This is a genomic window from Carnobacterium sp. TMP28, from assembly GCF_047553015.1.
In the GTDB taxonomy this organism is placed as follows: domain Bacteria; phylum Bacillota; class Bacilli; order Lactobacillales; family Carnobacteriaceae; genus Carnobacterium_A.
In genome coordinates this window covers 1403635-1429545 of the sequence record NZ_CP180212.1, presented here as the reverse complement: position 1 = coordinate 1429545, position 25911 = coordinate 1403635, and the positions used below count along the sequence as shown (strand labels likewise).

The 25911-nt window shown below is 33.6% G+C and carries 22 protein-coding genes; 19 read left to right on the top strand and 3 right to left on the bottom strand.

Annotated features, from left to right (window positions below; all coding sequences use genetic code 11):
- Positions 1–49: 49 nt before the first annotated feature.
- Both ACMHYH_RS06835 and ACMHYH_RS06830 read right to left on the bottom strand, forming a co-directional pair.
- Entirely contained in the window at positions 50–1288 is a 1239-nt protein-coding gene (locus ACMHYH_RS06835; protein WP_414838665.1) for an aminopeptidase, read from the bottom strand.
- A 137-nt stretch (positions 1289–1425) separates the two neighbouring features.
- A complete protein-coding gene (locus ACMHYH_RS06830) occupies positions 1426–2421 on the bottom strand; it encodes a N(5)-(carboxyethyl)ornithine synthase (protein ID WP_414838664.1) in 996 nt (331 codons plus the stop codon).
- Between the two features lie 485 nt (positions 2422–2906).
- Between ACMHYH_RS06830 and ACMHYH_RS06825 the strand changes: the two genes are divergently transcribed.
- A complete protein-coding gene (locus ACMHYH_RS06825) occupies positions 2907–3452 on the top strand; it encodes a TetR/AcrR family transcriptional regulator (protein WP_414838663.1) in 546 nt (181 codons plus the stop codon).
- 45 nt (positions 3453–3497) lie between these two features.
- Here the strand turns inward: ACMHYH_RS06825 and ACMHYH_RS06820 are convergent, their stop codons facing one another.
- Positions 3498–3950 (bottom strand): flavodoxin, encoded by a 453-nt coding sequence (locus ACMHYH_RS06820; RefSeq protein WP_414838662.1) that lies wholly within the window; start codon positions 3948–3950, stop codon positions 3498–3500.
- Between the two features lie 219 nt (positions 3951–4169).
- Between ACMHYH_RS06820 and map the strand changes: the two genes are divergently transcribed.
- From map to ACMHYH_RS06730, 18 genes are all read left to right on the top strand, one after another.
- Positions 4170–4922: a type I methionyl aminopeptidase gene (map, locus tag ACMHYH_RS06815; protein ID WP_414838661.1), complete on the top strand. Its 753-nt coding sequence runs from the start codon at positions 4170–4172 to the stop codon at positions 4920–4922.
- Between the two features lie 555 nt (positions 4923–5477).
- On the top strand, positions 5478–6377 hold the full coding sequence (locus tag ACMHYH_RS06810; RefSeq protein ID WP_414838660.1) for a YihY/virulence factor BrkB family protein: 900 nt from the start codon (positions 5478–5480) through the stop codon (positions 6375–6377).
- Between the two features lie 134 nt (positions 6378–6511).
- Positions 6512–8278: a hypothetical protein gene (locus ACMHYH_RS06805; protein ID WP_414838659.1), complete on the top strand. Its 1767-nt coding sequence runs from the start codon at positions 6512–6514 to the stop codon at positions 8276–8278.
- A gap of 11 nt (positions 8279–8289) precedes the next feature.
- The gene (locus tag ACMHYH_RS06800) at positions 8290–9351 is read left to right on the top strand and encodes a GtrA family protein (RefSeq protein WP_414838658.1); all 1062 of its coding nucleotides are present in this window, start codon (positions 8290–8292) and stop codon (positions 9349–9351) included.
- A gap of 169 nt (positions 9352–9520) precedes the next feature.
- The gene (locus tag ACMHYH_RS06795; RefSeq protein ID WP_414838657.1) at positions 9521–10591 is read left to right on the top strand and encodes a glycosyltransferase family 2 protein; all 1071 of its coding nucleotides are present in this window, start codon (positions 9521–9523) and stop codon (positions 10589–10591) included.
- A 5-nt stretch (positions 10592–10596) separates the two neighbouring features.
- Positions 10597–12027, top strand: coding sequence for a lipopolysaccharide biosynthesis protein (locus tag ACMHYH_RS06790; RefSeq protein WP_414838656.1), 1431 nt, complete (start codon positions 10597–10599; stop codon positions 12025–12027).
- Between the two features lie 25 nt (positions 12028–12052).
- Entirely contained in the window at positions 12053–12973 is a 921-nt protein-coding gene (locus tag ACMHYH_RS06785) for a glycosyltransferase (protein ID WP_414838655.1), read from the top strand.
- 156 nt (positions 12974–13129) lie between these two features.
- Positions 13130–14332, top strand: coding sequence for a hypothetical protein (locus tag ACMHYH_RS06780; protein ID WP_414838654.1), 1203 nt, complete (start codon positions 13130–13132; stop codon positions 14330–14332).
- A 101-nt stretch (positions 14333–14433) separates the two neighbouring features.
- A complete protein-coding gene (locus ACMHYH_RS06775; protein WP_414838653.1) occupies positions 14434–15813 on the top strand; it encodes a sugar transferase in 1380 nt (459 codons plus the stop codon).
- 49 nt (positions 15814–15862) lie between these two features.
- Positions 15863–16879: a glycosyltransferase family 2 protein gene (locus tag ACMHYH_RS06770; RefSeq protein WP_414838652.1), complete on the top strand. Its 1017-nt coding sequence runs from the start codon at positions 15863–15865 to the stop codon at positions 16877–16879.
- An 18-nt stretch (positions 16880–16897) separates the two neighbouring features.
- A complete protein-coding gene (locus tag ACMHYH_RS06765) occupies positions 16898–17989 on the top strand; it encodes a glycosyltransferase family 1 protein (RefSeq protein WP_414838651.1) in 1092 nt (363 codons plus the stop codon).
- A 307-nt stretch (positions 17990–18296) separates the two neighbouring features.
- The gene (locus ACMHYH_RS06760) at positions 18297–19274 is read left to right on the top strand and encodes an NAD-dependent 4,6-dehydratase LegB (protein ID WP_414838650.1); all 978 of its coding nucleotides are present in this window, start codon (positions 18297–18299) and stop codon (positions 19272–19274) included.
- 18 nt (positions 19275–19292) lie between these two features.
- Complete coding sequence (locus tag ACMHYH_RS06755; protein ID WP_414838649.1) at positions 19293–20453, top strand: LegC family aminotransferase; 1161 nt, start codon at positions 19293–19295, stop codon at positions 20451–20453.
- 17 nt (positions 20454–20470) lie between these two features.
- Positions 20471–21514 (top strand): nucleotidyltransferase family protein, encoded by a 1044-nt coding sequence (locus ACMHYH_RS06750; RefSeq protein WP_414838648.1) that lies wholly within the window; start codon positions 20471–20473, stop codon positions 21512–21514.
- A complete protein-coding gene (locus ACMHYH_RS06745; RefSeq protein ID WP_414838647.1) occupies positions 21511–22152 on the top strand; it encodes an acetyltransferase in 642 nt (213 codons plus the stop codon). Before ACMHYH_RS06750 ends, ACMHYH_RS06745 begins: the two co-directional genes overlap by 4 nt.
- The gene (gene neuB, locus ACMHYH_RS06740; protein WP_414838646.1) at positions 22145–23146 is read left to right on the top strand and encodes an N-acetylneuraminate synthase; all 1002 of its coding nucleotides are present in this window, start codon (positions 22145–22147) and stop codon (positions 23144–23146) included. The genes ACMHYH_RS06745 and neuB overlap by 8 nt, the downstream gene beginning before the upstream one ends.
- The gene (neuC, locus tag ACMHYH_RS06735) at positions 23143–24303 is read left to right on the top strand and encodes a UDP-N-acetylglucosamine 2-epimerase (protein ID WP_414838645.1); all 1161 of its coding nucleotides are present in this window, start codon (positions 23143–23145) and stop codon (positions 24301–24303) included. Before neuB ends, neuC begins: the two co-directional genes overlap by 4 nt.
- 341 nt (positions 24304–24644) lie before the next feature.
- Positions 24645–25724: an acyltransferase gene (locus ACMHYH_RS06730; RefSeq protein ID WP_414838644.1), complete on the top strand. Its 1080-nt coding sequence runs from the start codon at positions 24645–24647 to the stop codon at positions 25722–25724.
- Positions 25725–25911: the final 187 nt, after the last annotated feature.

Below are 25911 nucleotides of genomic sequence, written 5' to 3'. Positions count from 1 at the left end.
GACCCAAGTAACGAAGAAGTTACTTGAGTCTTCTTTATAGAGTAAAGATTTAAGCCCAATCGCCATTACGGAAGATAGGAACGATGCTGCCATCTTCACGAATACCGTCAACGTCCATTTTATCTGAACCAATCATGAAGTCCACGTGAACATTAGAGCGATTCAAGCCAGCTTCTTTTAACTCGTCTTCAGACATCTCTGTTCCGCCAACTAAACTAAAGGCATAAGCAGATCCTAATGCTAAGTGGTTAGAAGCATTTTCATCAAATAAAGTATTGAAGAAAGTGATACCAGATTGAGAAATAGGAGAAGGATCAGGAACTAATGCAACTTCACCTAAGCGAGCAGCTCCTTCATCTGTTTGGATTAACTGTTTCAAGACGTCTTCGCCTTCACCAGCAGTAACACTGACGACTTTACCATCTTTAAAAGTAAATTCCATATCCATCAATGTGTTTCCAGCGTAACTTAACGGTTTCGTACTTCTAACGACACCATCAACACGATTAGCATCAGGAGCAGTAAAGACCTCTTCAGTAGGCATGTTGGCCATGAAACGTTCGCCACGAACATTATCACTACCAGCACCTTCCCAAAGGTGGTTAGCCGGTAAACCGACGATTAAGTCAGTTCCTGGAGCAATGTAGTGTAAAGCAGTAAATTGCTCTTTGTTCAATTCATTAGCTTTTTCATTTAACGTAGCATCTTTTTTCTCCCATGTTGCAATAGGGTCTTCATCAAAAATATGAACCGCCTTAAAGATAGCTTCCCATAATGCGTCAACTTGTTCACTAGTTGTTGCTAAATCAGGAAAAACTTTTGCTGCCCATTTATCACTAGCTGCTGCTGCAACAACCCAACTCACTTTATTAGCTTGTGTTGCTTTCCGTTGCTCACTTAAAGCTTTGCCGTTTGCTGTTTGGAAAGCAGCGATTTTTTTACTATCTAGACCAGCTAATGCATCCGGATCAGAAGAAATTAAGCTGATACGACTAGCCCCTTTAGCAACTAAAGCCAAAGACTCATCTATTTTGTATTGTGGAATATCGGTTAAGATTTCCTCAGGTGTATGTTCCATTTGCTCACGATTAATGATGTCGTCAACCCATTTTACAATGACTTCAACAGCACCTAAAGCATAAGCTTTTTTAGTGATTAAGCGTACCAACGGAGCTTGATCAACTGCAGCTTGTAAGACAACGGTGTGTCCTTTTTGAACATTGACTCCTGTTCGAACAATCGCTTCAGCGTATTTAGTTAAAAGTTCATCAAAATTTGTTAGTGTCATTTGATTTATTCCCCCTGTAGTGTAATAGTTATTTATTTTTATCTTAATAATCATAGCATAAGAAGCGCATTCATACAATTTGTTGAATTCTAAAAACAATAAAAAATAGTTAAAAATAGAAGGTGAGTCTGGGCGATCTATTTTAGTGATGAGTCAAAGTGAGGTTTATTTTGATATTCATTGATTCGTTCATCGATAATGCGCCCCTCTTCTATAATAAGTGCATCAGCTAAAACAACGTTTGGACGATTTTCAATGAGGCCATCAATGTATTTAGCTGTTTCATGAGAAATGGCACTTGAAGCTGAACGGTAAAAAATAGTTGGAGTATGATCAACGGCATAATGAACCACGCCATCTACTTCATAGATAGGATGTTTTAAAGAAGTAGGAACGGTCGATTCAATAGCCCCATTCTCATCACAGCTAACATCAATAATCATTGTGCCAGGTTTTAATGTTTTCAAATCTGCTCGATACACAATATGGTCAGTACGCGTTGTATCCCACAATAGCGCATTAACAATAACATCAAATTCAGCCATTTCTTTTCTGAATAAAGTTTCTTGACGACGATTAAAGACTTTTACATTCGCTCCTAAGCCAATTAAAATACGCAAGGCCCCTTTAGCTGTATTGCCTCTTCCGATAAGTGCCACTTTAGTATCATAAGGCATCATCCCGTGTAATTGATAGGCATGCATGACAGCTGCTTCACCAGCTAATTCATTGCTGCGCCAGTAACAATGCCGGTTATCTTCATACATATCTTCCCAAGCATAGGCAGAAAGTTTATTTTCTACTAAAATATTTGTAATTTCTTTGCTTTGAACAGCGTGAATCCAGCCAAAAAGAGTCTGACCAGCACGCAAATCTTTTAAAAAAGTTGAGTCGCCAATTTTAGGATCACAAATAATATCCTGCTGCAAAGCGATTTCTCTTGAGACAATTTGGCAACCCAAAGCAGCGTATTCAGTATCTGAAATAGATAAATCGCTTCCATAGTTCTTTTCGAAAAACAATAGTTCCTTGTGTCTTAATTGAGCAATATCTTTCGGCAATAAAGCAATTCGCTTTTCACCATCTTTATAGCTGTTAACAAACCCAATAGATTTTAATTTTTCTCTAAGCATGTTCCAAACCTCCTGTGAGTGATCATCATGTATAAAAAAGACTGACACAATACCTTATTGTCTCATTAAAAGCAGCTAGTTACAAATAAAACCAGAAAAAGCAAGATAAGGTAGATTTTATGAGAAGATTTTAATAGGAGCAATCAAATGTTTGGATGAGTGTTGATTTAAAGAAAAGAAAAGCGTATTCTGAATAGAGTACAGACTAAAATACTTTTTTTTTTATGACATTAGTGATAAAATAGTTTAAAGCTGAACAGAGGGGAAGCTGTCCAGTGAAAAAAACAATATTGTACATGCGAATATCCGTTAGATAAAGACGAGAGAAAGCAGTCAGTGAGTATGTCAAGTCAGGTAATAAGTACGAATAAGTGTAGCCACCTTCGATGTCCATCAGGTTGGTTCAAAAAGTGAAGTCCAACTATAAGCAAATGCTAATAGAACTAGGGTCAATGATAACAAAAAGAAAAAAGAGGTGAGCCAAGATGGCCAGAAAAAAAACAATTTTAAAATCACATATTCTTGATACAGCATATGCAGTTGTAAAAAAAGAAGGTTTTGAAGGATTTACAGCTAGAAATATCGCAAAAACAATGGATTGTTCAACTCAACCAATTTATTTAGAATTTAAAAATATGGATGATTTAAAAAATGAGCTTTATGTAAAAATAAAAGACTATTTGACTGAAACAATTTTTGCAAACGATCGATCAGAGGACCCTATTTTAAATATATGCCTCAACTTTGTCCATTTTGCAAAAGATGAGCCAATTTTCTTCAAAGCATTATTTTTAGAAAATCATTTGGAACCTAAAAAAATGCATAACCTCCCATATGAGGAAATGCTAAAAGCTTTTGAAGACCAAGCGCAAACAAATTCACTAAGTGAAGCTGAAAAAAGAGTCCTATTTGAAACTATTTGGATCAGTGTTTATGGTACAGCTGCTCTTTTAGCACAAAATCTAATCGAATTAGATGAAGTTGCTTTAAAAAATAGCTTAGAAAAAAAGATTAACGAGTTAATCAACTAAAAAAGAATAACCGCAATCCTTTTAAGAGGGATTGCGGTTATTGTTTTATAAAGAAGCGACTTTATCTACGAGGGCTTTGGCAAAAGCCTCTAAATTTAGTGTATCTTCTTCATTGGGATCTAGATCAACCTTGACACTTTGGGCGCCTTCGATTGCTCCTATTTGCTTAAATTGATCGGTAAAGTCATCGACAGACTGACAAAATTTTTCATAAAAAGTATCTCCAGAACCATACGTCCCGAATACTTTTCCAGTTAAATCGATTTCAGCAAGTTCTTCATAAAAGTCTACAATCTCATCTGGTAAATTAGCATCATTTCCGTAAGTATAGGTCCCAACAAGGCAAATATCAACAGCTAAGAAATCCTCAGGGTCAGCTTGCATACAATCAACAACTTCAACGTCGACATCTAACTCTTCAAGAGCTTTTTCAATGATAGCAGTACATTCTTCTGTATTACCGGTTAAACTCGCAAAAACAATCATCGCAGTAGTCACTACTGATTCACTTCCTTTCTAAAAACGTTCTTTTATTTACATAAAGTATACCAAACGTCAACGCCATTTCGCAACGCTAATTCAATCAAATAAAGAAGAAAGATAGCCTTTGAAAAGGTGCCTGATAAGCAATAGAATAAGAAAGGTTCACTTTTTAAGAATTTAAGCTTATAATAGAATTGGCTTAAACGCAAAATGAAAAGAAAAGAGGAATAAGAAGTGATTACATTAAAATCAACACGAGAAATAGATGCAATGGCAGAATCTGGCGCGTTATTAGCTAGTATCCATGAAAAATTACGGGACTTTATTAAACCGGGTGTAACTGGAACAGCGATTAATCAATTTTTCCAAGACCACATTGAGGCAGCTGGTGGAATTCCAGAGCAAATCGGTTTTGAAGGATATGAGTACGCTACTTGTGTGAGTGTAAACGATGAAATTTGTCATGGTTTTCCAACAGATAAACCACTAAAAGACAATGATTTAATAAAAGTAGATACCGTTATTAACTTAAAAGGCGCAATGTCTGATTCATGTTGGACCTATGTAGTAGGAGAATCAACACCGGTTATTGATCATCTAATGGAAGTAACAAAAAATGCCTTATACAAAGGAATCGAGCAAGCCAAAGTTGGCAATCGTATTGGCGATATTGGCCATGCAATCCAAACCTATGTAGAATCAGAAAACCTTTCTGTTGTTCGTGAATTTATTGGACATGGAATTGGGCCTACATTACATGAATCACCAGCTGTTCCTCATTATGGCGAAGCCGGTAAAGGATTACGCCTAAAAGAAGGAATGGTTATTACTATCGAGCCGATGGTGAATACCGGAACATGGAAGTCAAAAATGGACAAAAATGGCTGGACAGCCCGTACAAAAGACGGCGGACTAAGCTGCCAATTTGAGCACACACTAGCCATCACAAAAGAAGGCCCAAGAATCCTAACCATGCAAAAGGATTAAGATGTGGAGTGCCAAGTGTAGTTTCGATTCAAAATCAGGAATCTTGCCGGAAATGTTTCATTTCCAAAAAGATTATCTATTTTGACGAGAAACTTTGGTACGTAACTCAATTAGTAAAGATGCGTAGAACTCTGTTCAGCTCTGAGAGGGAAATGAAACTTTACCGCAAGAGGCTATTAGCCTCGAGGATACAGTTGAATTTACCCAAAGAGCTAGAGTTCGAAGCTCAATTATAAAAGATGTGGAGATCAACGGAAGCTTCGACAAGAAAATAGAAAAAATTGAAGAAATCTTTGATTTCAATTATTTTTATCTTTTTCTCGAGAAGCTGTTGATCGAAGCTCAATTAGTAAGAACCGTAGAACTCTGGTCAGCTTCGATAAGAAAACAAGAACCCATCCTTCAGAATTTTTATTTCTGAGGATAGGTTCTTTTATTTTAATGAGCTAGTTAGCCTTATTTTCTTATACCTATTTTTGAATCCTTTAACCAACACTAGTTTTTTTGTGAAAGAATCAGTATAATGAAAAATAGTAGTTAAAAAGGAGTTTAAAAATGACTCAACACATAAGTAAAAAGAAAGAAATCAAAAAAATTAGTTGTATTTTCCGTAAGAAATATAAAGAAGCAGAAATAACAAATTCAGGAGCGATTATCGCTTATTATTTCTTATTGTCTCTCTTTCCATTATTAATTGTTATTGGAAATTTGTTGCCATTATTGAACTTATCACCTGAGACAGTCTACCCGTATCTAGATAAAGCTGTTCCTGCTTATTTAGTAGAAAATCTAAAACCAATTATGGATAAAATTTTAACATCAGGTAGCAATGGAGTTCTTTCTATTGCTGCAATTGGAACACTTTGGTCTGCAAGTCGAGGCATGAATGCATTACAAATCAGCATGAACAAAGCCTATGGTGTTGAAGCTCGTAAAAATTTCATCTTGATTCGTTTAGCATCCATAGCTTTTACCGTTGTATTGATAACAGGTTTGATCCTACTGGTAGCAGTATTTGGTTTTGGCCAATTGATTTTAGAAGAGCTTATTCCCTTATTAAAATTACCTGCTGATTTAATCAATACGTTTCTTAGTTTACGCTGGCCAGTAACACTGTTCACGTTATTTTTCTCCTTTTCTTTATTGTATTATTTTGTTCCTAATGCTAAATTAAATTTGAAAATGGTATTGCCAGGAGCAGTATTCTCTACAGTAGGGTGGATTTTAATCACTCAAGCGTTTACTATTTATGTTGCTTATTTTGCTATAGGGACATTAAGTTATGGTTCAGTTGGAACATTGATTGTGTTTATGCTGTGGTTAAATATGTTAGGTGCATTGCTAACGTTAGGTGCACTAGTTAACGCAACTATTACAGAATACCAAGAAGAAACGATTGAACAATCAAGTAGTCGAGTAGGTAAATATGTTGAAAGAAAATTAAGCAGAAGGTAGAGAGAGTCAACTATTCTTTTGTATTTAGTCTGCCATAACCAATCTGACTAACTAAAAAAAATCGTTTTCCTATTTCTGTGAGAAGTTAGTAAATAACAAGTATAGAAATAGGAAATTAGACTAGGAGAATGCAAGTGATTGCTTTAGTTTTAAGATTTATATTTTTCTTTGTTGTTTTAATTGGTTTTATTCAATTTTACTTTGTGAGATTAAAAATAAAAAGTGAGTTTATACCGGTCATTGTATTCTCTTCGATCGGACTACTGATGTTTTTTGCAGGACTGTTGAATGTTCTCTTAGAAGTTTTGGTTTTATTAGTAGTAGCTAGTTTAACTTATCTCATTTATGCATTTATTACTAAAGAATGGACGGTTAGTTTTTTAACGCCAGGAATGTATTATTTTTTCATTTTCACTGTGTACTTAGCTTTTTTCCTTAATGGAGCTAAATTTGTAGCCTATGATGATTTTTCTCATTGGGGACTAGTAGCTAGAGAAATACTGTCAACTAATAAATTTCCCAATTTTGAGTCTTTGATTGTCTTTCAATCTTATCCAACTGGGAGTGCTTCTTTTATTTATTTTGTAAGTAAACTAATAGGCAACACAGAAGGTGTCATGTTATTTGCTCAAAGTATCCTTGTCGTAAGTGGAATTATTCCTTTATTTGCTTTTATCAATAAGAATAAAGGGATAAGTTATGGCATGATATTTCTTGCAACAACATTTTTTTTAACAAGCAATGTAGGATTTTTAGCTTTATCAGTAGACACACTTTTATCTATTTTAAGTTTGGCTGCATCAGCAATAATCCTTTATTATTTCATTAATGAAGAAAATAAGTGGTTCTATATGCAACTAGTACCGATACTATCATTTTTGATGATAGTAAAAAATAGTGGCATTCTTTTTGTACTAATAAACGGACTCTTATTTTTCTATTGTTCACTTAAATCTGAAAAAAGTCGGCTGAAATCGATAAAGATAGCCCTGTTTTTAGTCGGAATACCTTATTCAGTTAAGTTTTTGTGGGAGAAACACGTTCAACTAGTTTTCTCTAAGGGGTTTGAATCGAAACATGCTATGTCAGCTGAAAATTATAAGACAATTGTTGACCAAAAATCAGTAGCTGACATTCAGTTAATAGTTAAAAAATTTATAGCTAGATCAATAGATATGAGTCAAATAGACATTAAAATAGGGGCGCTTTGCCTACTATTCTTTCTATTAACAGTCTTACTTATAAAATGGAACGTATTGTCGTCTAAAGGAGAAGTTGATTTAGGACTTAAGCTGTTTATTAGTAGTTTAATTTTGTATTATATTTATCAATTGTCCTTATTATTTATGTATCTCTTCTCAATGCCTCTAAGTGAAGCCCTGGTGTTAGCGTCTTATGAACGATACAACATGACGATGATTATGTATATCTATGGTCTCTCTTTACTTTACTTGTTCTTATTGCTAAGTGAAAATAAAATAAGACCATTAAGTTCTCCTTCTAATGGAATAGTCCTGTTTTTTTGTATACTCGTACTAGTCTTACCCGTTTATTGGAAGTACCCAATAGAAAAGAGCTTGTTTATCAAAGGGGAATATAGTCAAAATGACAGAAAGATAGTAGAGACAGTTTTTAATAAAAATAACTTATCAAAAGATGAAAAGTACCTGATTTATCTTTCAGATCAACCTGAAATAAACTGGGCTTCTTATTTTTATTATGTATCACTTTATGCACTGCACTCTGCCGATATAAAAATGATCACAAATGAGACAATTAATGAAATAGATTTAACTACTGTTAAAACTAATCTCATTATTTTGAGAGATGACGTATTAATGAATGAAAAACTAAAAAGTAAGGGTATAGTAGACTATACAGAAATAGTCACTTTAAATTAGGAGTAGAAAAAATGAAAAACACATTAGTTTTAATCCCTGCATTAAATCCTACTGGGTCATTGATTAGCTATGTAGATGAGTTAATTAAAGAAAATTTCGACCTTATTTTAGTTATCAACGATGGCAGTTCAGATAAATATCAGTCTATCTTTATTGAATTAACTAAAAGGAAAGAAGTAACCGTTCATAGACATATCGTCAATCTAGGTAAGGGTAGAGCATTAAAGAATGGCTTTAATTATTTTATGAATTTAGTTGAAGAAGCAGATTTTTCAGGAGTTATAACAGTAGATTCAGATGGGCAACATTCAGTCGAAGATGTTATAAGAATCAGAGAAGTGTTGACTACAACCTCTCATTCATTGATACTAGGTTCTAGAAATTTTGATCAATCAACGGTTCCTTTTAAAAGTAAATTTGGCAATAAATTAACCAGTAAGGTTTTTCAGCTACTTTATGGGATAAGATTAATGGACACTCAAACGGGTCTACGAGCGTTGACGACAGATTGTGTGGCGTCATTTATTCCATTAGCAGGCGAACGTTTTGAGTATGAAACAAATATGTTGATAGAAGCTGCACATGCAAAAATCCCCATACAAGAGATAGAAATTGAGACAATTTATATGAACGACAATAGCGAAACACATTTTGATCCAATTAACGACTCGCTAAAGATATATGGTGCGCTGTTTAAAACATTTTTCAACTATATGGCTTCTTCTATGCTGTCCTTTAGTATCGATATAGCGATGTTTCAGTTCTTCATCCTGTCACTCAATATGGGGGCAAGCAGTAAAATTGTACTAGCGACTGTCGGAGCTAGAATTAGTTCTTCTTTATTTAATTATTTGACCAATAAAAAAATAGTCTTTAAAGATAAATCCAATCATGCTAGTGTATTTTGGAAATATTTTGGATTAGTCATGATTCAAATGCTCAGCTCAGCACTTTTAGTAGCGCTACTGTATTCTATACTACAAATAAATGAGACAGGCATTAAAGTTGTTGTAGACTCGTTATTATTTTTTGTTAGCTTCAGAATACAAAAAAGACAAATTTTTAATGGATAGTCTAAAAAATAAACGAGTAGAGTGAACCGGATGTGTGGTTTATCCTACTCATTTATTATGGCATTCATTGAGCCTGCTACAAGATTAAGTCTGACTGAAAAGTCCGGACTATGCTATAATGATGCAGTCATTTAAATTAATTGTATTTTATTAAGAAGGAGTTCAAACGATGATTGATGTGTCTATCATTATGCCAATTTATAATGTTGAACGCTATTTAGAACGAGCGATAAAGAGTGTCTTAAACCAAACCCATAAAAATATCGAACTGATTCTTGTAAATGATGGATCGCCTGACCAGTCACTTCAGCTTTGTCTTTACTACAAAAAAGAAGACAAGCGAGTCTGCGTGATAGATCAAAAAAATACTGGGGCAGGTTATGCACGAAATGCAGGTCTAGCTAAAGCTAAAGGCGAGTATATTTACTTCGTAGATCCGGATGATTACATTGAATCGAATCTAATAGAAGACAATCTAAAAATAGCTCAAAAAACTGCAGCGGATTTAGTTGTGTTTGGATTTTTTGAAGAAACAACTAGCAAAGACAACAGTTCAACAAATAAAGTACATACGCCTAAATTTCCTTCTTCAGCTACGGCAAGTCAGTTTAGAGAACAATTTAAGGCCTTTTATTTTTTTACACCCTATGCCTTATGGAATAAATTGTACAAACGTCAGTATCTACTAAATCATGTTATTCAATTTTCAAATCAAAAAATTGGAGAAGATGCTTTATTTAACCTACAAGTTTATCGTCAAATCGAAAAGGTTGAAGTCAATCAAAAGGCTTATTACCATTATATTTTCAGACCGAACTCAGCGGTAAATCATTATTTGACAGATCGCTTTAAACAAGAATACACTGTAGCAAGTCGTTTTGAAGAATTAGTGAATGAATGGCAAATAAGTCAAAGCAATCAAGCCTTAATAGATAGAGAATATTGGAATACGATTTATTTAGAACTAAAAAATCTTTCCTCAACGAAATGCCCATTAAAAAAGAAAGAAAAAATAAATGTCCTAGAAACAATAATGAACGATAAAAAGCTGCTAAACGCTGTAAAAGCTTTAGATAAGCAAGCTGAAAAAAATAGGTTTGTAAAAGCCTTAGTCTATTTAATGAAGCACAAAAAATATGCTCAAGCACTTAGTTTGATGCAATTGCGAACACGTCTGGGAGAAAAGTCCCAAAAGGGATTAACCATACTGAAACAAGTGGGCTATAAAAAAGGAGTGTAAAGACTGTGAACCTGATTGATGAATTTAAAAAAGGGGTGCTGTACAGTGCAATTGGAAAGTACTCCAATGTCATTGTCCAACTTCTGGTCCAAGCCATTCTTTCGAGGCTCCTAACTCCGAAAGAATACGGAGTTGTTGCGGTAGTCAATGTTTTTCTAGTGTTTTTCCAACTGTTAGCTGATTTCGGAATCGGACCGGCTATCATTCAAAATAAACAATTGACTAAAAAAGAAATCAACAGTATTTTTGTTTTTTCTTGTTACTTAGCTATCGTATTGGGTTTAGTCTTCATGGCTTTAGGTTACCCAATCAGTTTGTTTTATAAGGATGCAATCTATATTCCGATTAGTCTAGTTCTTGGTGTCTGTGTGTTCTTTTATGGAATCTTAGTTGTCCCACAAAATATGCTTTTAAGAGAAAAGAACTTTATGGCCGTTAATATTGTAACCGTTGTTGCAAACGTCCTTTCAGGTGTCGTTTCAATTGTTTTGGCATTTGCTGGTTTTAGTTACTATTCATTGATTATCAGCAATACACTGAAAGCCGCTTTTTTATTTTTTGTTTTTTACTTTAAAACAAAATTAACAGTAAGTTTTAGATTGGATTTAAATCCGATTAAGAAAATTTTTTCTTTTTCAAAAAATCAATTTATTTTTAATTTCATTAATTATTTTTCAGGAAATTTAGATAAAATTCTAATTGGACGGTTTTTTTCAACAAGTTCATTAGCTTATTACGATAAATCTTATCAATTGTCCTTATATCCCAACCAAATTTTGACGAATGTGATTTATCCAGTCATCCAACCGATTATGTCTGATTATGAGACGCGAATGGATAAAATAAAGCAAGTTTACTTGCTGCTCACACGCTTTTTAGGAACAATTGGTTTATCACTTTCAATCTTTTTGTTTTTTTCTGCGAAAGAAATTATTCTCTTTTTGTTTGGGGGACAATGGGGTGGAAGTGTAGCAACTTTTCAAATTTTAGCTTTTTCTGTTTGGATTCAGCTCATTCTAACAATTACAGGCGCTATTTTCCAATCAGCTAATCGGACAGATTTGTTATTGGTTTCAGGTGTGTTAACAGCTATAACCAATATCACAGCAATGGTTGTAGGGATTTATTCAGGGAAGATTGAGACAGTCGCTTTACTACTAGTTATAGCCTTCACACTCAATTTTTTACAGACAAATTATCTCTTGATGTATAAGCTGTTTGATTCAACCTATTTAGAATTTTTTAAGATATTAATCAAGCCAGCGTTAATGGCTGGATTCCAAGCTGTTGGCTTTTTATTGCTTCCAACACTGCCTTTTTCAAATTTTATTAATTTAGTCATAAAAAGTCTGATTTTTATTCTTATCTTTGGTGTAGGACTGATTGTTACAGGAGAAATGAAAGCAATCAAAGACATACTAGCAAAAAGAAACTAGTTTAGTGTTTAAAAGGAGTTTACTAATGAAAAATAATCCACTCATCTCGGTAATTGTACCGGTTTACAACGTCGAAGAGTATATCGAGGAATGCCTTGATTCAATCATCAATCAAACTTATCAAGAACTGGAGATTATTATAGTAGAAGATGGCAGCATGGATAAGAGCCGAGAAAAAATACAACCTTACCTGAGTGATAATCGGATAAGGTTTATTGAACAAAAAAATAAAGGCCTGTCAGGAGCACGCAATACAGGTATGGCCAAAGCAACTGGTACATACATACTATTTGTCGATTCAGATGATTACATTGATGTAGAAATGTTAGCTAAACTCGTTCCTATGATGGAAGAAAACCAACTTGATCTAATTCGTTTTAATGGGATGGCTTTTACTGATGGAATGGAAAAGACGATTAATCAAAAATATTATGACTTTAGCCATCGTTTGATAGAAAATCACATTTATAAAGGAGACAGTTTCAAAGCAAATAGCAGAACTTTTGTTTCACCGGTTTATTTGTATCTAACTAAGCGCTCTGTATTGACCGAAAATCAGTTGACCTTTAGAGAAGACCTGATTCACGAAGATGAATTATTTACGCCACAAGTGTTTATTCATATAAAAACGATGATGTATGTCAATGCTTTCTATTATTATAGAAGATACAGAGAGAATTCTATTATGACGATACAAACACCTGCACAACTCCAGCGATCATTTGATTCCTATCTTAAGATAGGCAAAGAACTAGAAGCGCACTACAAGAATAAAGAGTATACAAAAGCACAAAAAAAACTCATTAAAAGACAGCTACTGTCTATTTATAATGGTCTAAAAGAAAGTAAACTAGCACAAAATCAATCCATTCATTCCTTTAAAACGCTTTCTCTATTAGATAAAAGCTATTTGAACATGCAAAAGTACTGGCATAAAATAAAATAGTATCGGTTTGACGAATAGAACGATGACTAATTCCTTACAAATAAATCCTACCACTTTTACATTCATATTTGATATAATCGTAAAAGTAAGCTTATTAAAAATATGGTACAATAACCGTAGCTTGATTCTTTGTAAAAAACGGAAGGTGGAAAAGCGTTGGAAAAAACTTCCTTACTGAGTAAATGGAAACAGCTAAACGACTCTCACAATGAAAAATGGAGTACGATTTTATTGTTTTTATTGAGTAGTTCATTTGCTTTGACAGACTGGATGTTTGGTATTTTTACTTTTACAGAATACGTCTTTTTGTTTATAGGAGGCTGTTTAGTCATTAGTGCCCATTACCAAATCAAATTAAACCAATTAAAATGGATTTTACTAATAATAGGAGTTATCCTAGTAAATATTCTCATTAACGAGTTAAACAATGAACCATTTGTCTTAAAAGTCGGTTTAGCCGGTTTAATTAAAGTAACCTTTTATCTTATGGTAAACGTAGGACTCTATAATTACGTAATGAACTATGGACTAGAAGAAAAATTATTAAAAATGATGAACAGCGTGGCAGTTGTCGTTGGGATTATTGGAATATACATAACGATTGCGTTATATTCTGATGGTTTACTGCCATACGAATTTTTTTGGACATATACGCGAACAGACGTATTAAGTTATAGTTTCAATGCAATAGAAAATCTGGTTCGAACGAGAAGTGTTTTTTCAGAACCTTCTTACCTAGGGTATTATTTGACGATCATTATCGGAATGAATTTATTTAATAAACGATACATCGCTATTCCTACTTGGATGACGCTGTTCTTAACATTAACCGTTATTTTGACTTTCTCGTATAGTTCTATCGCAGTTTTAGTGTTCATTTATCTGATGCACTTTATCAGTCTGGATAAAATAAAAGAATTTAGATGGGTTAAGACCTATTGGCTCTACGTTGGAGTTTTTGCAACAGTGCTTTTTGTTTCTAAAGATATTATTTATCAAACAATTATCAAACGAACCATTGATATCATCAATGGAAAAGATTTTTCAGCACTATTTAGAATTGTAAAAAGTTGGGACTATGTAAATAAAGACCATTTATTTATGGGGAACGGAATAGGTCACACGCCATCAATCTGGAATATTTATGCCTATATATTATCTGATTTAGGCTTGATAGCGTTTATCTTAGTTTGTTTATTCAGTTTATACTTGGTCTTAACAAATTATAAGATGGGTATCCTATTTATTGTTTTAAACTTCCAAAAAGGCGGGTATCTTTCTTCAGCTTTTTGGATTTACCTATTGCTGTTGCTTATTTATGTAAAAGCAACTAAAAAAACAAGAGTGAATCTTAAATGAGTAACCAATAAGTAGAGTGGTTACTGACTCAGTAAAAATTAATTGAAGAGAATCTATCTAGCTAAACATTAGTTCGATAGATTGGATGGAGGAAAAGAAACATGTCCCAAGGAGAAAAATTTAGTAAAACAAAAAAAATAGTCATAGTGATGGTAGATGTTTTGTTATTCCACCTATCTATTCTTTTCTCTTTTTATATCCAATTTAAAGAAAACATCCCAGACTATAACTTTGTCGCATATACAAGTTCATTTAGTTATATTATGGCCGTATTTATTTTTTTAAATATTTTATTTGGTGTTTATATTTTGTACAATAAGTCACTCATTGATTTTTTGTATATTACTATTATCGTTCAAGTGATTATGACAATCGCCATCATGGCCGTCACGTTTGCTGGCCGTTGGTTTACTTTCCCTAGATCCGTTTTAGTCTATACCTTAATCGTTAGCACGGTTATTTTATTTATTTGGCGAGCAATTGTCTACCTCTTGTACATTAAACTAAATGGAACAAAACAAGTGATGCTTGTAGGAACGAAAGAAAAAGTGCATTCTGCTTATCAAAACTTTGCTTCTGCTAAAAATGAACGACACAAAGTAAAAATAGTTGTAGTGGATCACTATTATGAAAATATTAAAGCGAATATTGATGAGATAGATATTGTCTATCTTGCTAGTCAGATACAAGAAGAAGAAAAGATAAAAATTTATGAATTATTAATTAAAAATGAAAAAAAATTATTCTTAAATACAAGTTTTGAGAATATTGTAATGGTGAATCCAAATATTATGAACATAGAAGATGAGAGCATTATTGAAATTTCTGACTTTAAAATACCAGGTGAAGATGATTTTATCAAACGAGTGGTAGATATTTTATTTTCTGCTGTTCTATTAATACTCACTTCGCCAATTATGTTGATAACGGTCATTTTAGTTAAACTAACATCAAAAGGACCAGCTTTTTACAGCCAAGTCCGCATTACTCAAGGTGGCAAAGAATTTAATATTTTAAAATTTAGATCAATGGCTGCAACAGCTGAAAAAGATTCAGGACCGGTGCTCGCTTCATCAAGTGATACAAGAATTACGCCAATTGGTAAATATCTAAGAGCGTTACGCATAGATGAATTGCCTCAATTATTCAATGTACTAAAAGGGGAAATGTCTGTAGTTGGACCTAGACCAGAGCGCCCATTTTTTGTGGATCAATTTCAAGAACAAAATCCAGCTTATTACTTGAGACACAATGTTCGTGCCGGAATTACTGGCTATGCACAAGTTTATGGAAAATATGCATCTGATTTTAATAGCAAGTTAAATTTTGATTTAATTTATATCAAGAAGTACAGTTTCTTTTTAGATACTAAAATTATGCTTCAAACCATTAAAATTTTATTCGATAAAGTTTCTTCCAAAGGCTTAGAAGAAGGTGAAGCACCAAAAGAAATTCCAAAAGAAATTATTCTGTTAGATTAAATAAGATTGCGAGGGGAAAAATGTGACTAAGCCTTTTTTTAGTATTGTGATGCCGGCATATAATTGTGAAAAGACAGTTGGATCGACGATTGAAAGTTTAAAAGCACAGACCTTTGCTGATTTTGAATTAATCATTGTTAATGATGGCTCAAAAGATGAGACTCAACAGGTGGTGGAACAGTATGCAACAGCGGACAAGCGAATAGCCGTTTTGTCTATTGCTAACGGAGGTCCTGGTAATGCTAGAAACCAAGGGATCACACAAGCACAAGGCAAGTATTTATTATTAGTTGATGCCGATGATGCTGTCGCATCGACGACTCTTGAAACCTACGCAACGTATTTAAACCAGCATGAAGATGTTGATTTAATGATCTCATCTTATGAGATGCAAGTGATGGATAAAAATGAAGTAGTAGATCGTCGAGTAGTTAAAGCTCCTTCTCAACTGTTAGAAACACATCAAGAGTTTTTAGCAGCCATTTATCCGTTAATGAACAAACAACTCATGTATGTTATTTGGAATAAAGTCTTCCGTTTAGATACTATAAAGAAATTCGATGTCGAATTTCCTAGTTATAAAAGTTGTGAAGACCGATTGTTTAATATTGCCTATTTTGAGCACGTTACGAAGTGTTTAGTTGTTGACGACGTTTTGTACCACTACACATTCGATGGTAAAAATAGTTTAACCAATCAATATCTACCCAATAAATTTGAGACATTTGTTGAATTTTATCAAGAACTAGTAAACTTGACAACACTGAATGAAGAGGGCTCGAGTGCGTTATTCTTAAAAGGTGTGATGTCTTGTATTATTCCTTTTCATAGTCAGGGTTGCCCATTGAGTTATCGAGAGAAGATTGCTCATACGAAAGCAATTGTTACGCATCCAGCAGTCTTAAAAGCGGGTAATCAAACCCTAACAGATACAAAAATACGACTAATAATGAAAGCTTTATTCAAGACAAAATCAGCGTACTTAAATTATTACGCTTCAAAGGCGATGTATCTCATTAGTACAATTTCACCAAAAACAATTGAAAAGTTTAAACGCCAATTTTAAATAAGAGGAGGCTAGTCTATGCAAGAACCAATAAGAGTCATGCATTTCCAAGGAAGAATGGGCCAAGGTGGTGCAGAAACATTCATGATGAATGCTTACCGCAATATTGATCGCAGCAAAATTCAATTTGATTTTTTAATTTATGAAGATTTTAAGGATGTTACTCCTTATCATCAAGAAATAAGCGCATTAGGCGGAAATATTTATGTTGTACCTAATCCTAACAAACATATTTTTGCTTATATTAAAACAGTAAAAAAATTGCTGAAAGATAAAAAAATAGATATCGTACACAGTGAGATATTCTTTGGTGGTGGAATTAATCTATGGATTGCAAAAAAAGTGGGCATTAAAAAAAGAATCGTACATAGTCATGCTACGTCAGACGGTAAAGGCAATCGTTTTCCATTGCCCATTATTCGTCAGTTGTTTCATTACTTGATAAAAAAGAATGCAACCGATTATTTAGCTTGCTCACATGAGGCTGGCATAGGACTTTATGGAGAAAACCAACCATTTATTTTTGTTGCAAATGGAATTGATTTAGAAAAATATCGTAATGTTTCTAAGAGTAAAGAACAGTTACGTGAAGAACTAATGATTCCAAGTGAGGCTTTTGTTGTAGGGAATATTGGTCGTTTTGAAGAACAAAAGAACCATCGCTTCTTGATTGATTTATTTGAAGAAATAGTAGAATTAAATCCAACCAGCCATTTGATTTTAGTGGGTACAGGGAGTTTACAAGACGAAATAAAAGAGAAAGTCAAAAACAAGACTTTCTCAGAAAACGTTCATTTTTTAGGTGAGCGAAAGGATATTGCGGAATTATTAAAAACAATGGACGTATTCTTGCTGCCTTCTTTATATGAAGGACTACCAATTGTTGCTGTCGAGGCACAAGCGGCAAACTTAAAACTCGTGTTATCTACTGAAGTTTCAAAAGAAACGCAACTATCAGAAAATGTCCATTTCATTTCATTAGATACCCCTAAAAAAGAGTGGGCTGAACTGGTTTTAGCAAAACCATATGGAAATACACCAAGACCAGAATTAGAAGTTTATGATATGAAAAAAACAGCAAGTCAATTAGAAAAAATTTATTTGAAATAAGGGGATTAGTCAGGTAAAAATAAGAACAATTTCAAATTCATTTAATTGAAGAAAATCGTTTATTAAAAGTAGAACGTAGTTTATCCTAGTCTATGTATTTGGTCCTTTTTATTGGTCTTGGATGAGTCATCTAAGTTCAGTACAAGGCCTTTTTTGTACGTTAAAATACTGGAAATAAACTTATAGAACATTCTATGTTTCATGCAACACTAGTGATTCGAATTATGTTATAATTGCCTAGAATACATTTTTCCAAAGGATGTAAGAAAGAGTCAGTAAAGTATATAGATATGAAGGAGAGAGACAAATGACAGTATTAGTAACAGGAGCTGACGGTTTTATCGGAAGCCATTTAGTAGAGGAATTAGTAAAAAGAGGAGAAAAAGTAAGAGCATTTGCTTATTACAACTCATTTAATTCATGGGGTTGGTTAGATAGCTTACCTAAAAATATTTTGAGCCAAGTAGAAGTATTTACGGGTGATATTCGTGATCCTAATGGCGTTAGAGAATCGATGAAAGGCATTGATACGGTTTATCATCTTGCTGCATTGATTGCGATACCTTTTAGTTACCATTCACCTGATTCATATGTAGATACAAATATTAAAGGAACGTTGAATGTGCTCCAAGCAGCTAGAGATCTAGGAACAAAGCGTGTTTTAGTTACATCAACGTCAGAAGTATATGGAACGGCTCAATACGTTCCGATTGATGAAAATCATCCTTTCCAAGGGCAATCGCCTTATTCAGCTACAAAAATTGGTTCAGATCGTATGGCAGAATCTTTTTATAGAAGTTTTGAAATGCCGATTACAATTGTTCGCCCATTTAACACATATGGACCGAGACAATCTGCTCGTGCCGTTATTCCGACAATTATCACTCAATTATTAGCAGGAAAAGAAGAAATAAAATTAGGTTCGATTACACCTACAAGAGATTTTAACTACGTTAAAGATACAGCAAATGGCTTTATTACCTTAGCACATGCTGAAAATACGATTGGTGAAGAAATCAATATCGCTACACAACAAGAAATATCTATTGGTGAGTTAGCTAATGAAATGATTCGTCAAATCAATCCTAATGCTAAAATCATTACAGAAGATATTCGCTTGCGTCCAGAAAAAAGTGAAGTAAACCGTTTATTAGGATCAAACGAAAAAATTATGCGTTTAACAGATTGGAAACCACAGTATACATTGGAGCAAGGGTTAGCTGAAACCATTGAATTTTTGAAAAACAACATGGATAGCTACAAAACAGATATTTATAATATCTAATTGAAGGAGGTTACCAAGATGGAAAGAGAATTTATCCCTTTATCTGTACCGAATATTAAAGGAAATGAATTAAACTATGTGACACAAGCGGTTAAAGACGAATGGGTATCAACTGGTGGAAGCTACATTGAGATGTTCGAAAAAAATATCTCAGCTTATTTAGGAGTTGAACAAGCAGCTGCCGTTCAAAGTGGGACAGCAGGGCTTCATTTATCTTTAATTCAAAGTGGAGTAGGCCTAGGCGATGAAGTTTTTGCGGCAACGTTGACTTTTATTGCAGCCGTTAACCCGATCCGCTATGTTGGAGCAGAACCTATTTTTATGGATTGTGATGATTCATTGTGCATTGATCCAGACAAGTTGCGTCAATTTATTGAAGAGGAATGTACGTTTAAAGACGGTATCTTAACCAATAATCATACAAACCGTCAAATTAAAGCAATCCTTGGAGTTCATGTTTTTGGGAATTTGATGGATATGGAAAAATTAATGGATATTGCAGAAACATACAATCTTAAATTAATCGAAGATGCAACAGAAGCTTTAGGTTCTTACTATACTCAAGGGAAATACAAAGGGGAGTATGCGGGAACAATTGGAGACTTTGGTGTGTTCTCTTTTAATGGAAATAAAATTATAACAACTGGTGGCGGAGGAATGGTCGTGGCTAAAAAGAAAGAAGATTTAGATTATTTAAAATATCTTTCTACTCAAGCTAAAGATGACACAACGAGCTTCATTCACCATGCAGTAGGATACAATTACCGAATGACAAATTTACAAGCAGCCTTAGGTGTTGGCCAATTAGAAAGCCTAGAAACCTTTATTGCAACAAAAAAAGCTAATTTCGAGTTATACAAAGAAAAATTTGAGCAGAATAAAGCGGTTGAATTAATGGATTTCAACCCTACTATTCGTTTGAATTACTGGTTTTACGCTTTAGTCATTAAAGAAGAAGTAGACATTCAAGCTTTAATTAAGACGCTACATGGTAAAGGGATTCAAACGAGACCGATCTGGGGTTTAATTCATGAACAAAAACCTTACTTGACTGCACAATCTTATAAAATTGAAAAAGCTAGTTATTATGTCAAGCATATTTTGAATATTCCCTGCAGTTCAAACTTGCAGCAAGAGGATGTTCGTTACGTTGCTGATTGCTTGAATGAAATTCTATAGCCAAGGGAGAAGATAGTGTGGAGCTGAATGATTTCGTTGTCATAGATACCTTACCAATTAAAGATGCGATGGCAAAAATGGATAAAAATGCACGGAAAATAATTTATGTCACGTCAGAAAATAAATTAATAGGATCCCTTTCTGATGGTGACATTAGAAGATGGATTTTAAAAGATCACTCTATTTATGCAATGGTAAAAGAAGCGATGAATAGCCATCCTATCTTTATTTTGAAAAAAGATACAGATAAAGCGATGGCACAAATGAAACAACAAAAGATTGAATCTATACCGGTTTTAAATGAAGACCATACTATTCGCAACATTATGTTCAAAACGCACGAATTGGTTCAAGGCAAGAAAATCCACACACCGGTTGTTATTATGGCTGGTGGCAAGGGAACAAGACTCTATCCTTATACAAAAATTCTGCCAAAACCACTGATTCCTATTGGAGATACGCCTATTATGGAACGAATCATCGATAAATTTCATGATTTTGGGTGTTCTGATTTTATTGTTAGTGTTAACTATAAAAAGAACATGATTAAAGGGTACTTTAATGAAATTGAACGAGACTATCAGATGACGTATGTGGATGAAGATAAGCCACTGGGAACAGGTGGAAGTTTATCATTGATGCGTGATCAGTTAAAAGAAACTTTTTTTGTCTCGAATTGCGATATTTTAGTTGATGCTGATTATACAGATATCGTTGATTTCCATCAAAAAAATGAACACGATATTACGTTTATTGCGTCACTTAAAATTACGCAAATTCCTTATGGTGTCTTGCAACTAGATGAAAATGGTTTACTAGAAAGTACAGTAGAAAAACCAGAATACAGTCATTTGATTAATACAGGCATGTATGTGATGGAACCCTCTATTCTAGATTTTGTTCCTGAAGATGAATTTGCAGATTTACCTGATGTAATCACAGCAGCTAAACATGCCGGACTTAAAGTTGGTGTCTTCCCAGTAAGTGAAAATTCTTGGTTAGATATGGGTCAAATCAAAGAAATGGAAGAAATGATTGAAAGATTAGGTGTTAAAAAATGAAAAAGCTTCTTTTGATTGGCGGAGGCGGACATTGTAAAAGCATTATTGATTCTCTCAATCAAAGTACTGAATATGATATCATCGGTATCTTAGATACACCCAATAAACTCGGTACGCTTATTAGTGGCATCAAGGTTATTGGCGTGGATAGTGAGATGCAATCTTGGTTCGATAAAGGAATAGAATTTGCCTTTATTGCATTAGGAAGTACTGGAGATACTCAGCTAAGACAAAAATTATATGAAAAAGCTTATCTAATTGGTTTTAAATTTCCTATTATTAACGATCCTACTGCACTAATTTCAGCTAATGCACGTATTGGTGAAGGAACTTTTATAGGAAAAGGAACCATTATCAATACCGCTGTTCAAATAGGGAAAAATGCTATTATCAATTCTGGTGCTATCGTTGAACACGATAGCACCATTGGTGATTATTGCCATTTAGCACCTGGAGCTACGTTAAGTGGAAATGTAAGCATAGGCAATCATACGCACGTAGGAACCAATGCAACCGTGATACAAGGAATCGAAATAGGCGAACAGTCTATTATTGGTGCAGGGAGTGTTGTCATTCGAAAAATACGTAGCGGCTCTGTTGCGTATGGTAATCCGTGTAAGGAGGCAGAACGTGAATAAAACATTTATTATTGCAGAAGCTGGTGTTAATCATAACGGCAGCATTGAATTAGCAAAAGAACTCATTAAAAAAGGGGCAGAAGCTGGTGTAGATGCAGTGAAGTTCCAAAGTTTTAAAGCAGATAAACTCGTCACTATTCATGCTAAAAAAGCTGACTATCAAGTTACAAATACAGGTAACAATGAAGAAAGCCAATACCAGATGATTAAGAAGCTGGAATTGGATTACGATAAACACCAAGAATTGATGGACTATGCGACTAGTCTAGGTGTGATGTTCTTATCTTCAGCCTTCGATTTAGAAAGCATTGATCTATTGCAGGATTTAGGCTTAGGTATCTTTAAAATCCCATCAGGCGAAATAACAAATTTACCTTATTTACGAAAAACAGCTAAAACAGGTAAAAAAGTTATTTTATCTACCGGTATGTCAACATTGGGTGAAATTGAAGAAGCATTAAGGGTCTTAAGAGAAAATGGTGCTAAAGAAATCACCGTACTGCATTGCAATACGGAGTATCCTACACCAATGGAAGATGTCAATTTATTGGCGATGAATGCAATGAAAGAAGCCTTTAAAGTGCCTGTTGGGTATTCAGACCACACATTAGGCATAGAGGTGCCGATTGCTGCTGTAGCTTTGGGAGCAACCCTTATTGAGAAGCATTTTACTTTGGATAAAACAATGACAGGACCAGATCATAAGGCCAGCTTAGAACCAGATGAATTAAAAGAAATGGTAACCAGCATTCGTAATATTGAGCAAGCACTTGGTAATGGGGTCAAAACACCGACTGATTCTGAACGTAAAAATAAGGCAATTGCTCGTAAAAGCCTTGTTGCTAAGACTACGATAGAGAGTGGAGAACGGTACTCAGAAGATAACTTAGAGATCAAACGTCCGGGTACAGGATTGTCACCAATGCTGTGGGATGAACTAATTGGAAAAAAAGCGACTAAAAACTACCAAAAAGATGAGCTGATTGAACGATGAAAAAGATTTGTGTTGTGACAGGAACAAGAGCAGAGTATGGTCTTTTAATGCCTTTACTTGAAAGAATAAAAAATGACAAAGAGTTAGACTTGCAACTACTTGTTACAGGAATGCATTTATCGCCAGAATTTGGTTTAACTTATAAATTAATCGAAGCAGATGGGTATAAAATTGATGAAAAAGTAGCGATTCTTTTAAGTTCCGATACACCCGTTGGGATATCAAAATCAATGGGTTTAGGGATGATTGGGTTCTCAGAAAGTTTCGAACGCTTACAACCAGATATGGTTATCTTGTTAGGCGACCGATATGAGACCTTTGCTGCTGCTGCTACGGCTTCTACCGCACGCATTCCAATTGCTCATTTGCATGGTGGGGAAACAACAGAAGGGGCTTTTGATGAAGCCTTTAGGCATGCCATTACAAAGATGAGCGTATTGCATTTTACAAGTGCAGAATTGTACCGCAAACGCGTGATTCAACTTGGAGAACAACCTGAGCGCGTCTTTAACGTTGGGGCAATTGGGATTGAGAATATTATCAATATGCCTTTAATGACAAAAAAAGAACTTGAAGAGAGTCTAGGTATTCAATTTAATCAACAGCTGCTATTGGTGACCTTTCATCCAGTGACTCTCGAGAACAATACCTCAGCAACTCAATTTAAAGAATTGCTAACAGCTCTAGATAACGTACAAGATGCAACCATTATCTTTACTAAAGCGAATTCGGATACAGATGGACGAGTCATTAATCAATTAATAGATGACTATACCCAGTTAAATCCTGATAAAACAATGGCTTTTACTTCAATGGGGCAATTGCGTTACCTAAGTACAATGAAGATAGCAACGGCTGTCATTGGAAATTCATCAAGTGGGATTATCGAAGCTCCGTCTTTTAAAATACCTACAGTAAATATTGGCGATCGTCAAAAAGGTAGAATTCAAGCAACTTCTGTAATTAACTGTGAACCTAAAAAAGAAGAGATAGACAAAGCTATTAAACTAGCCTTATCCGTTGATTTTAATACTGAATTAAAGAGCATGAATAATCCTTATGGCGATGGGCAAGTTAGTGAGAAAATTTTAAAAAAATTAAAAAATTTCTTGAATAATTCTTTTTCATTAAAAAAAAGTTTTTATGATTTACCTTAATAAAAGGGCTAGAATTAGAAAAAAAGAGTAAGATATCCTTTTACTTATTTGATAGATTAAATTTAGTTTAGTTAGATAGTTCAATGATTTTCTTAAAACAATAGTTGTCTTACCTTCATATTTTGTAGTCTTTATTGGGAGTTTTTCTTCTATTAATATGGAAATAGGTCATTTGTGGTGACTCCTTTACTTTCTTTGATGAGAAATACAATTGGAGTCACTCATAGATGACTTTTTATGTACCATAATCGTTTTATAGTATAAAATAGAGGGGCTAAGGACATAAATAAAAACAATTGTTCTTATATCGCTTCATAGAAAAAATTAGAAAAGAGGGTATTATGCAAAAAGAAAGAGAGATAGGAATAGATATTATAAAATGTATCGCTATTTTTTCAGTGATAGGAGTACACTTTATATTAAATACTCTTAGCAGTATAAATATAAAAAGTTCTTTTGATATCATGGTTCTTTTATCCTATAGACAATTTTTTATTATTTGTGTACCTTTATTCTTATTAACTACTGGTTATTTGAATATCAAAAAAGAACCGTCTATTAAGTACTTCAAAAAAATTTTTTTTATAGTAGGTGTGTACTTATTCTATTCTATTCTGACATTATTTTTTCGAAATACATTTATGAATGAATCTTTCTCTCTTTCAGATGGAGTCAGAATGATTTTTTCTTTCGAAGCCATTCCGTATGCTTGGTATATTAATATGTTTATTAAACTTTCCCTTATAGTTCCATTTTTAAATAGACTAATAAAAGTTAGTTCTAAAAAAAAATTAGACTGGTTTCTTTTATTTTTAATAGGAGTGAGTGTTATTCCTTCAACTTGGAATAATTTTAGCAGTTTTTTTGGTTATGCTAATGTTCTGAGATTGCCTAATTTTTTGAATGATCTTTATCCAATAGCGTATTACGTAATTGGAGGATATATAAAACTTTATCTTCCAGTTTTAGAAAAAAAATACTATCTACTCATCGGACTAGCTATGTATATTTTCTCTATTTATGTAAACTTTTCTTATTCAAGTATTGGAAATATCTCGAATGCTATAAAAGATTATTCGTCCTTATTTATATTGATTCAAGCTTACTGTGTATTTATGTATCTATTAGATAAAAAAATTAAAAAACTTAAGTCTCTTAATCCGCTTATAATTAGAATAGCTAGCCATACGCTAGATATTTATCTAATTAGTTATATAGTTGATAACATTGTCTACAAAGTCTTTAGACGATTTTTTTTCTCAAACACTGTAGCAGATTACCTTTATGCTCTACTAATTGTTACAATTATTTTTGCTAGCTCTATTATGATAGTCTTTTTTTTAAATGGATTAAATAAAGAGATAAAAAAGTTTCTTAATGTTAAAAGTATTTTTAGGATTACGAATCGTTCAAAAAAATAGAATTGCCTATCGCACTGTTAGATATCATGTAGATAATAGGCGTGAAATCAGTTCGTTCTTATTTTTTGTTGAATTACAGAATAAGGTTATTAGCACTAGCTAACCTCATTCTGTAATTCAATTTTTTATATTATTTACTAAAATAGGATTGTATTTTAATGGTTGTCCAGATTATGTTCGGAAAGTC

Excerpts from the sequence above, each read along its gene's own strand:
- ACMHYH_RS06835 (WP_414838665.1), bottom strand. The coding sequence starts at position 1,288 with ATGACACTAACAAATTTTGATGAACTTTTAACTAAATACGCTGAAGCG.
- ACMHYH_RS06830 (WP_414838664.1), bottom strand. The coding sequence starts at position 2,421 with ATGCTTAGAGAAAAATTAAAATCTATTGGGTTTGTTAACAGCTATAAA.
- ACMHYH_RS06825 (WP_414838663.1), top strand. The coding sequence starts at position 2,907 with ATGGCCAGAAAAAAAACAATTTTAAAATCACATATTCTTGATACAGCA.
- ACMHYH_RS06810 (WP_414838660.1), top strand. The coding sequence starts at position 5,478 with ATGACTCAACACATAAGTAAAAAGAAAGAAATCAAAAAAATTAGTTGT.
- ACMHYH_RS06800 (WP_414838658.1), top strand. The coding sequence starts at position 8,290 with ATGAAAAACACATTAGTTTTAATCCCTGCATTAAATCCTACTGGGTCA.
- ACMHYH_RS06795 (WP_414838657.1), top strand. The coding sequence starts at position 9,521 with ATGATTGATGTGTCTATCATTATGCCAATTTATAATGTTGAACGCTAT.
- ACMHYH_RS06785 (WP_414838655.1), top strand. The coding sequence starts at position 12,053 with ATGAAAAATAATCCACTCATCTCGGTAATTGTACCGGTTTACAACGTC.
- ACMHYH_RS06775 (WP_414838653.1), top strand. The coding sequence starts at position 14,434 with ATGTCCCAAGGAGAAAAATTTAGTAAAACAAAAAAAATAGTCATAGTG.
- ACMHYH_RS06770 (WP_414838652.1), top strand. The coding sequence starts at position 15,863 with ATGCCGGCATATAATTGTGAAAAGACAGTTGGATCGACGATTGAAAGT.
- ACMHYH_RS06765 (WP_414838651.1), top strand. The coding sequence starts at position 16,898 with ATGCAAGAACCAATAAGAGTCATGCATTTCCAAGGAAGAATGGGCCAA.
- ACMHYH_RS06760 (WP_414838650.1), top strand. The coding sequence starts at position 18,297 with ATGACAGTATTAGTAACAGGAGCTGACGGTTTTATCGGAAGCCATTTA.
- ACMHYH_RS06755 (WP_414838649.1), top strand. The coding sequence starts at position 19,293 with ATGGAAAGAGAATTTATCCCTTTATCTGTACCGAATATTAAAGGAAAT.
- ACMHYH_RS06745 (WP_414838647.1), top strand. The coding sequence starts at position 21,511 with ATGAAAAAGCTTCTTTTGATTGGCGGAGGCGGACATTGTAAAAGCATT.
- neuC (WP_414838645.1), top strand. The coding sequence starts at position 23,143 with ATGAAAAAGATTTGTGTTGTGACAGGAACAAGAGCAGAGTATGGTCTT.
- ACMHYH_RS06730 (WP_414838644.1), top strand. The coding sequence starts at position 24,645 with ATGCAAAAAGAAAGAGAGATAGGAATAGATATTATAAAATGTATCGCT.